The sequence below is a fragment of the Pseudomonas sp. S10E 269 genome (genome assembly GCF_002798465.1).
Classification (GTDB): Bacteria; Pseudomonadota; Gammaproteobacteria; order Pseudomonadales; family Pseudomonadaceae; genus Aquipseudomonas; species Aquipseudomonas pergaminensis.
Window position 1 is genome coordinate 2,599,892 of record NZ_PHIJ01000001.1, and the last position, 12,875, is coordinate 2,612,766.

Genomic DNA, 12,875 nt, shown 5'->3' on the forward strand with positions numbered 1-12,875 from the left:
TAAATCAATATTTATTCTTTTTAAATAATCCGCAATGCATGCACAGTGGGCTCCATAAGCACTCACCAGGAGCCACACCATGAGCCTAAGACTGGGCGATATCGCCCCCGACTTCGAACAGGATTCCAGCGCCGGCAAGATTCGTTTCCACGAATGGCTGGGCGATAGCTGGGGTGTGTTGTTTTCCCACCCGGCGGACTTCACCCCGGTGTGCACCACCGAGTTGGGCTTCACCGCCAAGCTCAAGGACGAATTCGCCCAGCGTGGCGTCAAGGCCATCGCCCTGTCGGTGGACCCTGTGGACTCGCACCACAAGTGGATCGAAGACATCAACGAAACTCAGAACACCGTCGTCAATTTCCCGATCCTGGCTGACGCCGATCGCAAGGTGTCTGACCTGTATGACCTGATCCACCCCAACGCCAGTGACACCCTCACCGTGCGTTCCTTGTTCGTCATCGATCCGAACAAGAAGATCCGCCTGACCATCACCTACCCGGCCAGCACCGGGCGCAACTTCCACGAAATCCTGCGGGTCATCGACTCGCTGCAACTGACCGACAACCACAAGGTTGCCACGCCCGCCAACTGGCAGGACGGTGACGAGGTGGTGATCGTGCCGTCGCTCAAGGATGAGGACGAGATCAAGAAACGCTTTCCGAAGGGTTACCGGGCGGTGAAGCCGTACCTGCGGCTCACCCCTCAGCCCAATCGTTGATGCTGAAATCGCCATCGCGGGCAAGCCCGGCTCCCCCAGGGGAATACGGTCAACTGTGGGGGCCGGGCTTGCCCGCAATGGCGGCGGTGCATGTACCACAGGATTGAGACGTAAACCGAATCACATAGCAGGGGTTTTCAGGCCGTTTTCACGGCCTTTTTTTTCGCCTGGGATTTGATTGATCCCATATGCATTTAAAGAATAAACACATGAAAAAATAAGATTTAAAGATATATAAATCTGCTGATAAGGTCTGTTCCATCTTGGCGCCATCGCCACACAGCGAACCGCCGACACCTGCTCAAGGAATTCCTGCATGTTGGTCGTAACACTTGGAGGCAGTCCCAGCCAGCGTTCCCGCTCCGGGGTGTTGCTGGATAAAACCCGTCAGTGGTTGCAAGACAAAGGCGTAGAAGTGGTGAGTTACCAGATACGGGACTTCCCGGCGGAGGACTTGCTGCACGCGCGCTTCGACAGCCCCAAGGTCATCGACCTGCTGCAACAAGTGGCTAACGCGGACGGCCTGGTGATCGCTACGCCGGTGTACAAGGCGTCGTTCTCCGGCGCGCTGAAAACCGTGCTGGACCTGCTGCCCGAGCGCGCCCTGGCCCACAAGATCGTATTACCAATGGCCACCGGCGGCAGCATCGCCCACATGCTGGCGGTGGACTACGCGTTGAAGCCGGTGCTGTCGGCGCTGAAAGCCCAGGAATTGCTGCACGGCATCTTTGCCGAAGACAGCCAGATTGCTTATGGCGAGGGCAGCGCCCAAGCGCAACTGGTGCCGGTGCTCGAACACCGTTTGCACGAGGCCCTGGAAACGCTTTACGGCGCCATGGCCCGTCGCCCGAAACCGCTGGACCCCCATGTGTTGAATGAACGTTTGTTGAGTGCTCGCTGGAGCATTTAAGCCACACCGAAATGTAAAAAAACTCACCTTACTCAGCCGCCAACGGCCAAGCAGGTGCAGCCAACCCCCTCATCGCATTATTTGGAGAGAGCGCCATGCGCACTGTCATCTTGCGTCGTGGTCTGGTCGCACTGTTTGCTGCGGCTGTGTCCTTCGGCGCCATTGTTCAAGCTCAAGCGGCCGAGACCCTGCGGATCGGGTATCAGAAGTACGGCACGCTGGTGCTGCTCAAAGCCAAGGGCACCCTGGAAAAACGCCTGGCGGCCCAGGGCGTGAACGTGCAGTGGACCGAGTTTCCTGGCGGCCCGCAATTGCTTGAAGGCCTCAACGTCGGCTCGATCGACTTCGGCGTCACAGGCGAAACCCCGCCGGTCTTCGCCCAGGCAGCCGGCGCCGACCTGGTCTACGTGGCCTACGAGCCGCCAGCACCGACCAGCGAAGCGATCCTGGTGCCGAAAGATTCGCCGATCAAATCCGTGGCCGAGCTCAAAGGCAAGAAAGTCGTGCTCAACAAAGGCTCCAACGTGCACTACCTGTTGGTACGTGCCCTGGAAGATGCCGGCCTGAAATACACCGACGTGCAGACCGTGTTCCTGCCGCCCGCCGATGCCCGCGCCGCCTTCGAACGTGGCAGCGTGGATGCCTGGGTGATCTGGGATCCGTATCAGGCCGCCGCCGAGAAACAACTGCAAGCCCGCACCCTGCGTGACGGCACCGGCATTGCCGATAACCATCAGTTCTACTTGGCAACCAAGCCGTACGCTGAAAAGCATCCGGAAGTGGTCAAGGCCCTGATCGAAGAAGTGCGCGCCGTGGGCGAATGGTCCAAGGCCAACCCACAGGAAGTGACTGAACAAGTAGCGCCGCTGCTCGGCCTGCCGGCTGACATCACCCTGACCTCGGTGAAACGCCAAGGCTACGGCGCACTGTTCCTAACCCCGGAAGTGGTGGCGGCCCAGCAGAAAATCGCCGACAGCTTCTACCAACTCAAATTGATCCCCAAGCCCTTGAACATCAAGGACGTGATCTGGACGCCACCCGCCGCCGTGGCCAAAGCGCCGTAATCCGACTTCTTCAGGAGACAACTCCATGAGCCTCAATATTTTCTGGTTCCTGCCTACCCACGGCGACGGCCATTACCTTGGCACCGCCGAAGGCGCTCGCGCCGTTGACCACGGTTACCTGCAGCAAGTGGCCCAAGCCGCTGACCGCCTGGGTTTCGGCGGGGTGCTGATTCCCACCGGGCGCTCTTGCGAAGATTCGTGGCTGGTGGCCGCCTCGCTGATCCCCGTGACCCAGCGTCTGAAATTCCTAGTCGCGCTGCGCCCCGGGATCATTTCCCCGACGGTAGCGGCGCGACAGGCTGCGACCCTTGACCGCTTGTCCGGTGGCCGTGCGCTGTTCAACCTGGTCACCGGGGGTGATCCGGAGGAATTGGCCGGCGATGGCTTGTTCCTCAGCCATGAAGAGCGCTACCAGGCCTCGGTGGAATTCACCCGTATCTGGCGCCGTGTGCTGGAAGGCGAAACCGTGGATTACGACGGCGAACACATCAGCGTCAAAGGCGCCAAGCTGCTTTACCCGCCGATCCAGCAGCCGCGTCCACCGCTGTACTTCGGCGGTTCTTCCGAAGCGGCCCAGGACCTGGCAGCCGAGCAGGTGGAAATGGTGCTGACCTGGGGCGAGCCGCCGGCGGCCGTCGCGGAAAAAATCGAACAGGTGCGCGCCAAGGCCGCGAAACTCGGGCGCACCGTGCGCTTCGGTATTCGCCTGCATGTCATCGTGCGTGAAACCAACGATGAAGCGTGGAAAGCCGCCGACAAACTGATCTCCCATCTGGACGACGACACCATCGCCCGTGCCCAGGCCTCCCTGGCGCGTTTCGATTCCGTCGGCCAGCAACGCATGGCTGCCTTGCATGGTGGCAACCGCGACAACCTCGAAGTCAGCCCCAACCTGTGGGCCGGCGTCGGCCTGGTCCGCGGCGGTGCGGGTACCGCGCTGGTGGGCGATGGCCCAACCGTAGCAGCACGCGTGAAGGAGTACGCAGCGCTGGGCATCGACACCTTTATCTTCTCCGGTTATCCACACTTGGAAGAGTCGTATCGCGTCGCAGAGCTGCTGTTCCCCCACTTGGATATCGAACGTCCCGAGCTGCCGAAAAGCGCCGGCTACGTGAGCCCGTTCGGCGAGATGGTCGCCAACGACATCCTTCCCAAAGCTGCGTCACAGAGCTGAGGCAGCGCCATGAACTATGAAAAACTAAGCCACCGTGTGGCGCCCTGGGTACTGCCGGTTCTATTGCTGGCGGTGTGGCAGTTGTCGGTGTCGGCGGGCTGGTTGTCCACTCGGATCCTGCCGGCCCCCAGCGCAGTGATTGAAGCCGGCATCAACCTGGTCGCCAGCGGCGAAATCTGGACCCACCTGGCCATCAGCGGCTGGCGTGCCGGCCTGGGTTTCCTGATCGGTGGCAGCATCGGCCTGGCACTGGGCTTTATCACCGGCCTGTCGAAGTGGGGCGAACGCCTGCTGGACAGCTCGGTGCAGATGATCCGTAACGTGCCGCACTTGGCGCTGATTCCCCTGGTGATCCTGTGGTTCGGCATTGACGAGACGGCGAAGATTTTCCTGGTTGCCCTCGGCACGCTGTTCCCGATCTACCTCAACACCTATCACGGCATCCGCAATGTTGATCCGGCACTGGTGGAAATGTCGCGCAGTTATGGCTTGTCCGGGTTCAGCCTGTTCCGCCAGGTGATCCTGCCGGGCGCGCTGCCGTCGATCCTGGTGGGCGTGCGCTTTGCCCTGGGCTTCATGTGGCTGACGCTGATCGTGGCGGAAACCATCTCCGCCAGTTCGGGTATCGGCTACCTGGCGATGAACGCCCGTGAATTCCTGCAAACCGATGTGGTGGTGTTGGCCATCGTCATGTACGCCATCCTCGGCAAACTCGCCGACCTGGCCGCTCGCGGTCTGGAGCGTGTGTGGCTGCGCTGGCACCCGGCGTATCAAGTGAACAAAGGAGGTGCGGCATGACAGCTCAACAACCCCCGCGCCTGCTCAAGGGCATTCCCCTGGCGGTGCGCAAGTTGCGCAAGGCCTTTGGTGCGCGCGAAGTGCTCAAGGACATCGACCTGCACATTCCGGCCGGCCAATTTGTCGCGGTGGTCGGTCGCAGTGGTTGCGGTAAAAGCACCTTGCTGCGCCTGTTGGCCGGCCTGGACAAGGCCAGCGGCGGCGAGCTGTTGGCCGGTTCCGCACCGCTGAGCGAAGCCATTGAAGACACGCGGTTGATGTTCCAGGAAGCGCGCTTGCTGCCGTGGAAAAAGATCATCGACAACGTTGGGCTGGGCCTTAAAGGCAACTGGCGCCCCAAGGCGCTGGAAGCCCTGGAAGCGGTCGGCTTGGCCGAACGCGCCAATGAATGGCCAGCGGCGCTGTCCGGCGGGCAGAAGCAACGCGTGGCCCTGGCCCGTGCGCTGATCCACCAACCGCGTTTGCTGCTGCTGGATGAGCCGCTGGGCGCACTGGATGCCCTGACCCGCATCGAGATGCAGCAACTGATCGAAAACCTGTGGCAGAAGCACGGTTTCACCGTGTTGCTAGTGACCCACGACGTCAGCGAAGCCGTGGCGATTGCCGACCGCGTCATCCTGATTGAAGACGGCGAAATCGGCCTGGACCTCATCGTCGACCTACCGCGCCCGCGTGCCCGGGGCTCGCATCGCTTGGCCGCGCTGGAAGCCGAAGTGCTCAACCGTGTGCTGTCGTTGCCCGGCACACCGCCGGAACCCGAACCTGTTTCACCGCTGCCTACGCAATTGCGTTGGGCGCAATAAAGCAGCGGCAAGCTTCCAGCCTCAAGCTGTAAGGGAAAGCAATGCGCTTTTACTTGCAGCTTATAGCTAACAACTTGCAGCTATTTCGACCCGAGGAGAAATCGTATGACTATTAAAGCCATCAACGTGCGTAACCAGTTCAAAGGCACCATCAAGGAAATCGTCGAAGGCGACGTGCTGTCGGAAATCGACGTGCAGACGGCGTCCGGCATCGTGACGTCCGTGATCACCACCCGTTCGGTCAAAGAGCTGGAGCTGGTGATTGGCAGCGAAGTGATTGCCTTCGTTAAATCCACCGAGGTATCGATTGCCAAGTTGTGATCGTTCTTGAGGTCGCCATCGGGGGCAAGCCCCCTCCCACATTTGATAGGTGGCGCGGTCAACATGTGGGAGGGGGCTTGCCCCCGATGAGGTCATCCCTGTCTCTCAAGAAATCAGCGCTTGGGCAGATAGGGCGGCAAATAAAGCCCCACATACGCGTCAAACACCCGCATCCCTTCATCCGCCATGCGCGGTGTGATCAGCCCATGCTGATGCACCGAGCGCGCATACACGCGGTCGCTCAGTTCCAACGCCAGGGCAAACACGTCTACATCGCTGGGCAGTGTCGGCACTTCAAAGTGGCGATTGAACACCTCCAGCATCAAGTTCCCCAACTCCAGATCATGCTGGCGATCCGCCTGAGTCACTTCAGTGAGCCCGTGCTGGGCCAGGATCAACTGGCGTGCGGCGGCATCCTGGTCGTAGATGGCGAGCATGCGTTGCTCGACGATGCAGGACAGGTCGCGCCAGTGCTTGAGTGACTCGTGCTCGATGGGTGCCTGGATCGCTGCCCGGAAGGCCGCGTGGACGTCTGCCGTGAGTGCCTCCAGCAAGGCCGGTACGCTGGCGAAGAAGTGATACACCGATGACGGTGGAATTTGCGCACGCTCGGCCACGCTGTAGATCGACAAACCTGCCACGCCTTCGGCGGCCAGCAAGGTGCGGGCGGCGTCGAGGATCGCGTCGATCCGGGCCTGGCTGCGGGCGCGGGGTTTGCGAGGGGCGGCGGGGCGGGTGGTCATGGAAGTCTCCTACAAGGCAGGGAGCATTGTACGCAGAGCCTGGGGAGGATCCATACCTAGGGCGGGGGCTTTTGTGGTGAGCGGGCTTGCTGTGGTGAGCGGGCTTGCCCCGCGCTGGGCTGCGAAGCGGCCCCAATAAAAACGCCGAGTTCTTTCAGAAAGAACCCGGCGTCCGGATGTAGGGCTGCTGCGCAGCCCAGCGCGGGGCAAGCCCGCTCACCACAGCAAGCCCGCTCACCGCAGTTACGGCAGCAACCGCTTACACGGTATGCAAGTACCAGTTGTACTCAAGGTCGGAGATGGAGTGTTCAAACTCTTCCAGCTCACTTTCCTTACAGGCGACGAAGATATCGATGTATTTAGGATCGATGTACTTGGCCATCACCTCGCTGTCGTCCAACTCGCGCAACGCATCGCGCAGGTTGTTCGGCAGGCTTTGCTCGTTTTGCTCGTAGCTGTTGCCTTCCACCGGTGCATTCGGCTCGATCTTATTGGTCAGGCCGTGGTGCACGCCTGCCAGGACCGAAGCCATCAGCAGGTAAGGGTTGGCGTCGGCACCGGCAACACGGTGTTCGATACGGACCGCATCGGACGAGCCGGTCGGTACGCGAATCGCCACGGTGCGGTTGTCCAGGCCCCAGCACGGCGAGTTCGGCACGTAGAACTGTGCGCCGAAACGGCGGTAAGAGTTGACGTTGGGGCACAGGAACGCCATTTGAGCGGGTAGGGTCTCGAGCACACCGCCGATCGCGTGACGCAATGCGGCGTTCTGCTCGGGATCCTCGCTGGCAAAGATGTTCTTGCCGTCTTTGTCCAGGATCGAGATGTGCACGTGCAAACCGTTGCCTGCCTGGCCTGGGTAAGGCTTGGCCATGAAGGTGGTGTCCATCTCATGGTCGTAGGCGATGTTCTTGATCAGGCGCTTGAGCAGTACTGCGTAGTCGCAAGCCTTGATCGGGTCGGCCACGTGGTGCAGGTTCACTTCGAACTGCGCCGGGGCACTTTCCTTGACGATGGCGTCGGCCGGGATGCCTTGCTCTTTTGCCCCTTCCAGAATGTCCTGGAGGCAGTCGACATATTCGTCGAGGTCGTCGATCAGGTAGACCTGTGTCGAGTGCGGGCGTTTGCCGGAGATCGGCGAGCGGGGCGGTTGTGGGCGGCCGTTCACGTTCTCCTGGTCGATCAGGTAGAACTCAAGCTCGAAGGCGGCGCAGATGGTCAGACCGAGGTCGTCAAATTTGCTTACAACTTGGCGGAGCACTTCGCGCGGATCGGCGAAGAAAGGTTCACCTTCAAGTTCGTGCATGGTCATCAGCAATTGCGCGGTAGGGCGCTTTTGCCAAGGTTCATTGCACAGGGTGTCGGGGATTGGATAACAGATTCGGTCAGCATCACCGATGTCCAGGCCCAGGCCGGTGCTTTCCACCGTAGAGCCGTTGATATCCAGGGCAAATAAAGAGGCAGGCAGGTTAATGCCCTTCTCGTAAACCTTGTGGAGGCTGGTGCGTTCGATGCGCTTGCCGCGCACCACACCATTCATATCCGCAATTAGAAGGTCTACGTACAGAACCTCAGGATGATCCTTAAGGAACGCGTTCGCTTCGTTAAGCTGAACGGCACGCGGGGGTACCGACATGATGCAACACCTTTGTTGTTAAAAATATCAATCATTGATCTTTTCTGGTTTCAGTCAACCCGAACGGCATGCCGAAGTCAAGCGAGGCCTTTTTTGCCCTAAAAAAGCGCCACGAGGGCTTTTTTGGGGCTTTTTGGGGCGGTTTTTTGGGTTTGGAGGGCTTGGGACTAGCAGGCTTGAGCGGGCCGTGTTGTATTTTTTACGGGGGTGTTGTGTAAAAAAATGAACAAGGCTAAGCTCGATTCAAACCCATAACAGCAATAATACCGGGGTGCTTCATGTGTCTCCTGCCGCCCAACGGCGTCTTGGCCTGCTTCAGTCAGGCTGTGTCACCCATATATTCCTCCCGCGTGATAGCGCGTGGCCCGGCCAATATTCTTGACGCCCGGTCCAACCTCTTGTTTGCCTCCTCGCATGCCTTTGAAATATGCCCGACCCGTGTGCTGCTCAAGATTGCACACAACTTTGGCGTGAGGAATGCAACGCTGCAGCAAATGGCAGGTAAGCTCCTACCCTGAATGAAAAAAACGACGCGGATGCTGCGTCAACCAACGCCTGGCCTTTAATGGATGCCAGGAAACCCAGCCCAGAGGCATTTATGAGTAACAACCTCGACCAGCTCACCGATTGGTTGAAAGACCACAAGATCACAGAAGTCGAATGCATGATTGGCGACCTCACCGGCATCACCCGGGGCAAGATCTCGCCGACCAACAAGTTCATCGCTGAAAAAGGCATGCGCCTTCCCGAGAGCGTTCTGTTGCAGACCGTGACCGGCGACTATGTCGAAGACGACATTTATTACGAATTGCTCGACCCGGCCGACATCGACATGATCTGCCGTCCCGACCAGAACGCGGTATTCCTGGTGCCCTGGGCCATTGAGCCGACCGCCCAGGTGATCCACGACACCTACGACAAGCAAGGCAACCCGATCGAGCTGTCGCCGCGCAACGTGCTCAAGAAAGTCCTCAAGCTCTACGCCGACAGAGGCTGGCAGCCCATCGTGGCGCCGGAGATGGAGTTCTACCTGACCAAGCGCTGCGAAGACCCGGACTTCCCGCTGCAACCGCCGATTGGCCGTTCTGGCCGCCCGGAAACCGGTCGCCAGTCCTTCTCTATAGAAGCGGCCAACGAATTCGACCCGCTGTTCGAAGACGTCTACGACTGGTGCGAACTGCAGGAGCTGGACCTCGATACCCTCATCCACGAAGACGGCACGGCGCAGATGGAAATCAACTTCCGTCACGGCGATGCACTGTCCCTGGCCGACCAGATCCTGGTGTTCAAGCGCACCATGCGTGAAGCCGCGCTCAAGCACGATGTGGCCGCAACGTTCATGGCCAAGCCCATGACCGGTGAGCCTGGCAGTGCGATGCACCTGCACCAGAGCATCATCGACATCGCCACCGGCAAGAACGTCTTCTCCAATGAAGACGGGACCATGAGCCAGCTGTTTCTCAACCACATTGGCGGCCTGCAGAAATTCATCCCTGAATTGCTGCCATTGTTTGCCCCCAACGTGAACTCGTTCCGCCGCTTCCTGCCCGACACTTCGGCGCCGGTCAACGTGGAATGGGGCGAGGAAAACCGCACTGTCGGCCTGCGCGTACCGGACGCCGGCCCGCAGAACCGTCGTGTGGAAAACCGCCTGCCGGGTGCCGATGCCAACCCGTACCTGGCGATTGCCGCCAGCCTGCTGTGTGGCTACATCGGCATGGTCGAAGGCCACAACCCGAGCGCGCCGGTGGTGGGCCGTGGTTACGAGCGACGCAACCTGCGCCTGCCGTTGACCATCGAAGACGCCCTGGAACGCATGGAAAACAGCAAGACCATCGAGAAATACCTGGGTCAGAAATTCATCACAGGTTACGTCGCGGTCAAGCGGGCCGAGCATGAAAACTTCAAGCGCGTGATCAGTTCGTGGGAGCGGGAATTCCTGCTCTTCGCCGTCTGATGCGCCGGGCGCGTCGTAGGAAAGGCGCGCCCTCACCTGAAAAGTCTAGGAGATTGGTATGTCCAGCAACAACCCGCAAACCCGTGAATGGCAAGCCTTGAGCAGTGATCACCACCTGGCGCCGTTCAGCGACTTCAAGCAATTGAAAGAGAAAGGCCCACGGATCATCACCAAAGCCCACGGCGTTTACCTGTGGGACAGCGAAGGCAACAAGATCCTCGACGGCATGGCCGGCCTGTGGTGCGTGGCGATCGGTTACGGTCGCGATGAACTGGCTGACGCCGCCGCCAAGCAGATGAAAGAACTGCCGTACTACAACCTGTTCTTCCAGACCGCTCACCCGCCGGTGCTGGAGCTGGCCAAGGCCATTTCCGACATCGCGCCTGCCGGCATGAACCACGTGTTCTTCACCGGTTCGGGTTCCGAAGGCAACGACACCATGTTGCGCATGGTCCGCCACTACTGGGCGATCAAGGGCCAGCCGAACAAAAAAACCATCATCAGCCGCAAGAATGGCTACCACGGTTCCACCGTGGCCGGCGCCAGCCTGGGCGGCATGACGTATATGCACGAGCAGGGCGACCTGCCGATCCCGGGCATCACCCACATCGCCCAGCCATACTGGTTTGGCGAAGGCGGCGACATGAGCCCGGAAGAATTCGGCGTGTGGGCGGCCAACCAGTTGGAAGAGAAGATCCTGGAACTGGGCGTGGACAACGTCGGTGCCTTTATTGCCGAGCCGATCCAGGGTGCCGGTGGCGTGATCGTGCCACCCGCCACCTACTGGCCGCGCATCAAGGAAATCCTCGCCAAGTACGACATCCTGTTTATCGCCGACGAAGTGATCTGCGGTTTCGGCCGTACCGGCGAGTGGTTCGGCAGCGATTTCTACGACCTCAAGCCGCACATGATGACCATTGCCAAGGGCCTGACCTCGGGTTACATCCCCATGGGCGGCCTGATCGTGCGCGATGAAGTGGTGGACGTCCTCAATGAAGGGGGTGATTTCAACCACGGCTTCACCTACTCCGGTCACCCGGTGGCCGCTGCAGTGGCGCTGGAAAACATCCGCATCATGCGCGACGAGCAAATTGTTAAGCGTGTGCACGACGAAACGGCACCCTATTTGCAGAAACGTCTGAGGGAGCTGGCTGATCACCCTCTGGTGGGTGAAGTGCGTGGTGTCGGCATGCTCGGTGCGATCGAATTGGTCCAGGACAAGGCAACGCGCAAGCGTTACGAAGGCAAGGGCGTTGGCATGATCTGCCGCACCTTTTGCTTCGAGAATGGCCTGATCATGCGCGCCGTGGGCGACACCATGATCATTTCGCCGCCACTGGTGATCAGCAAGGCTGAAATCGACGAGCTGGTCACCAAGGCTCGGCAATGCCTGGACCTGACTTTGGCGGCATTGCAGGGCTAAGTGCTAGGCTCAGGACGCAGCGGCTTTCGGGCGCCGCGTCCTGAGCAGTTATAAATGAGGCATTGGTTGAAAGCCGGCCTCGGAACTTGCCAGACTGTCGCCCTGTTTTGTTGCCCTTTGGCTGGGCCTCGAAACATATAAAGCTTGTGGCCCAAAAAAGAAAAAATTGGAGCATCACCAAATGAAGGCATTAGGTTTGAAGAACGCTGGCAAGACCCTCCTCGCCTTGTCCCTGATGGGCGCAATGGCGGGCGCGGCCCAGGCCGACGATAAAGTGCTGCACGTCTACAACTGGTCCGACTACATTGCACCGGACACCATCGCCAACTTTGAAAAAGAGTCGGGCATCAAAGTGGTGTACGACGTTTTCGACAGCAACGAAACCCTGGAAGCCAAGTTGCTGGCAGGCAAGTCCGGCTACGACATCGTCGTACCGTCGAACAACTTCCTCGCCAAGCAGATCAAGGCCGGTGTCTACCAGGAGCTGGACAAGTCCAAGCTGTCCAACTACGACAACCTGAACAAATCCCTGCTTAAAGCCGTGTCGGTCAGCGACCCGGACAACAAGCACGCCTTCCCGTACATGTGGGGCTCGATCGGCATCGGCTACAACCCGGAGAAGGTCAAGGCCGCGCTTGGCGTGGACAAGATCGATTCCTGGGACGTGCTGCTCAAGCCCGAGAACATCGCCAAGCTGAAAAGCTGCGGCGTGAGCTTCCTCGATTCGCCAACCGAGATGCTGCCGATCGCGCTGCACTACCTGGGCCTGCCGACCGACAGCCAGAAGAAAGACGACCTCAAGCAGGCCGAAGCGCTGTTCCTCAAGATTCGTCCTTCGATCGGCTACTTCCACTCGTCCAAGTACATCTCCGACCTGGCCAACGGCAACATCTGCGTAGCCGTGGGTTACTCGGGTGACATCCAGCAAGCCAAGTCTCGCGCGGCTGAAGCGGGTGGCAAGGTCAAGGTTGCCTACGACATTCCGAAAGAAGGTGCTGGTAGCTTCTTCGACATGGTCGCCATCCCTAAAGATGCCGAAAACGTCGACGCAGCCTACAAGTTCATGAACTACCTGTTGAAGCCGGAAGTCATGGCGTCGATCACCAACAGCGTACGGTTCCCGAACGGTAACGAGAAAGCCACTGCACTGGTCGACAAAGACATCACCAGCGACCCGGGCATCTACCCGCCAGCGGACGTGCAGGCCAAGCTCTACGCCATTGCCGACTTGCCGGCTGCAACCCAGCGTGAAATGACACGCAGCTGGACCAAGATCAAATCGGGTAAGTAAACCGTAATACCTGTGGGAGCGGGCTTGCTCGCGAAAG

At 59.6% G+C, this 12,875-nt stretch carries 13 protein-coding genes; 10 read left to right on the plus strand and 3 right to left on the minus strand.

From position 1 onward, the window contains the following. Window positions 1-79: 79 nt before the first annotated feature. Entirely contained in the window at window positions 80-718 is a 639-nt protein-coding gene (locus tag CWC48_RS11970) for a peroxiredoxin (RefSeq protein WP_078050628.1), read from the plus strand. Between the two features lie 120 nt (window positions 719-838). On the opposite strand, the gene CWC48_RS30145 is transcribed toward CWC48_RS11970, so the two are convergent. Beyond that, window positions 839-1,036 (minus strand): hypothetical protein, encoded by a 198-nt coding sequence (locus tag CWC48_RS30145; RefSeq protein ID WP_157806813.1) that lies wholly within the window; start codon window positions 1,034-1,036, stop codon window positions 839-841. Between CWC48_RS30145 and ssuE the strand changes: the two genes are divergently transcribed. From ssuE to CWC48_RS12000, 6 genes are all read left to right on the plus strand, one after another. Further along, complete coding sequence (gene ssuE, locus CWC48_RS11975; RefSeq protein ID WP_015886424.1) at window positions 1,035-1,628, plus strand: NADPH-dependent FMN reductase; 594 nt, start codon at window positions 1,035-1,037, stop codon at window positions 1,626-1,628. The two genes, CWC48_RS30145 and ssuE, sit on opposite strands and share 2 nt — an antisense overlap. 95 nt (window positions 1,629-1,723) lie before the next feature. Next, window positions 1,724-2,692, plus strand: coding sequence for a sulfonate ABC transporter substrate-binding protein (locus CWC48_RS11980; protein WP_100491916.1), 969 nt, complete (start codon window positions 1,724-1,726; stop codon window positions 2,690-2,692). 25 nt (window positions 2,693-2,717) lie between these two features. Then, window positions 2,718-3,866 (plus strand): FMNH2-dependent alkanesulfonate monooxygenase, encoded by a 1,149-nt coding sequence (gene ssuD, locus CWC48_RS11985; RefSeq protein ID WP_003176786.1) that lies wholly within the window; start codon window positions 2,718-2,720, stop codon window positions 3,864-3,866. 9 nt (window positions 3,867-3,875) lie between these two features. Beyond that, window positions 3,876-4,664: an aliphatic sulfonate ABC transporter permease SsuC gene (gene ssuC / locus CWC48_RS11990; RefSeq protein WP_078050626.1), complete on the plus strand. Its 789-nt coding sequence runs from the start codon at window positions 3,876-3,878 to the stop codon at window positions 4,662-4,664. Next, window positions 4,661-5,467, plus strand: a complete 807-nt coding sequence (gene ssuB / locus CWC48_RS11995) for an aliphatic sulfonates ABC transporter ATP-binding protein (protein ID WP_015886420.1) — start codon at window positions 4,661-4,663, stop codon at window positions 5,465-5,467. Before ssuC ends, ssuB begins: the two co-directional genes overlap by 4 nt. A gap of 105 nt (window positions 5,468-5,572) precedes the next feature. Further along, a complete protein-coding gene (locus CWC48_RS12000; protein WP_003213899.1) occupies window positions 5,573-5,788 on the plus strand; it encodes a molybdopterin-binding protein in 216 nt (71 codons plus the stop codon). Between the two features lie 113 nt (window positions 5,789-5,901). On the opposite strand, the gene CWC48_RS12005 is transcribed toward CWC48_RS12000, so the two are convergent. Together CWC48_RS12005 and CWC48_RS12015 are read right to left on the minus strand one after the other, a co-directional pair. Further along, window positions 5,902-6,531: a TetR/AcrR family transcriptional regulator gene (locus CWC48_RS12005; RefSeq protein WP_078050625.1), complete on the minus strand. Its 630-nt coding sequence runs from the start codon at window positions 6,529-6,531 to the stop codon at window positions 5,902-5,904. Between the two features lie 259 nt (window positions 6,532-6,790). Continuing rightward, window positions 6,791-8,167: a glutamine synthetase family protein gene (locus CWC48_RS12015; protein WP_010207341.1), complete on the minus strand. Its 1,377-nt coding sequence runs from the start codon at window positions 8,165-8,167 to the stop codon at window positions 6,791-6,793. Window positions 8,168-8,765: 598 nt separating this feature from the next. On the opposite strand from CWC48_RS12015, the gene CWC48_RS12025 reads away from it, so the two are divergent. The 3 genes from CWC48_RS12025 to CWC48_RS12035 all read left to right on the plus strand — a co-directional run bounded on the left by CWC48_RS12025 (window position 8,766) and on the right by CWC48_RS12035 (window position 12,838). Beyond that, complete coding sequence (locus CWC48_RS12025; protein ID WP_065902296.1) at window positions 8,766-10,124, plus strand: glutamine synthetase family protein; 1,359 nt, start codon at window positions 8,766-8,768, stop codon at window positions 10,122-10,124. Between the two features lie 58 nt (window positions 10,125-10,182). Next, window positions 10,183-11,547: an aspartate aminotransferase family protein gene (locus tag CWC48_RS12030; protein WP_099493165.1), complete on the plus strand. Its 1,365-nt coding sequence runs from the start codon at window positions 10,183-10,185 to the stop codon at window positions 11,545-11,547. Between the two features lie 196 nt (window positions 11,548-11,743). After that, window positions 11,744-12,838 carry a polyamine ABC transporter substrate-binding protein gene (locus CWC48_RS12035; protein ID WP_071490483.1) on the plus strand — a complete coding sequence of 365 codons (1,095 nt, stop codon included), beginning with the start codon at window positions 11,744-11,746 and terminating at the stop codon, window positions 12,836-12,838. The last annotated feature ends 37 nt before the right edge of the window (window positions 12,839-12,875 follow it).

Coding starts and splice junctions, on each gene's coding strand:
- CWC48_RS11980 (WP_100491916.1), top strand. CDS start 1,724: ATGCGCACTGTCATCTTGCGTCGTGGTCTGGTCGCACTGTTTGCTGCG.
- ssuD (WP_003176786.1), top strand. CDS start 2,718: ATGAGCCTCAATATTTTCTGGTTCCTGCCTACCCACGGCGACGGCCAT.
- CWC48_RS12015 (WP_010207341.1), bottom strand. CDS start 8,167: ATGTCGGTACCCCCGCGTGCCGTTCAGCTTAACGAAGCGAACGCGTTC.
- CWC48_RS11970 (WP_078050628.1), top strand. CDS start 80: ATGAGCCTAAGACTGGGCGATATCGCCCCCGACTTCGAACAGGATTCC.
- ssuB (WP_015886420.1), top strand. CDS start 4,661: ATGACAGCTCAACAACCCCCGCGCCTGCTCAAGGGCATTCCCCTGGCG.
- CWC48_RS30145 (WP_157806813.1), bottom strand. CDS start 1,036: ATGCAGGAATTCCTTGAGCAGGTGTCGGCGGTTCGCTGTGTGGCGATG.
- CWC48_RS12030 (WP_099493165.1), top strand. CDS start 10,183: ATGTCCAGCAACAACCCGCAAACCCGTGAATGGCAAGCCTTGAGCAGT.
- CWC48_RS12000 (WP_003213899.1), top strand. CDS start 5,573: ATGACTATTAAAGCCATCAACGTGCGTAACCAGTTCAAAGGCACCATC.
- CWC48_RS12025 (WP_065902296.1), top strand. CDS start 8,766: ATGAGTAACAACCTCGACCAGCTCACCGATTGGTTGAAAGACCACAAG.
- CWC48_RS12005 (WP_078050625.1), bottom strand. CDS start 6,531: ATGACCACCCGCCCCGCCGCCCCTCGCAAACCCCGCGCCCGCAGCCAG.
- ssuE (WP_015886424.1), top strand. CDS start 1,035: ATGTTGGTCGTAACACTTGGAGGCAGTCCCAGCCAGCGTTCCCGCTCC.
- ssuC (WP_078050626.1), top strand. CDS start 3,876: ATGAACTATGAAAAACTAAGCCACCGTGTGGCGCCCTGGGTACTGCCG.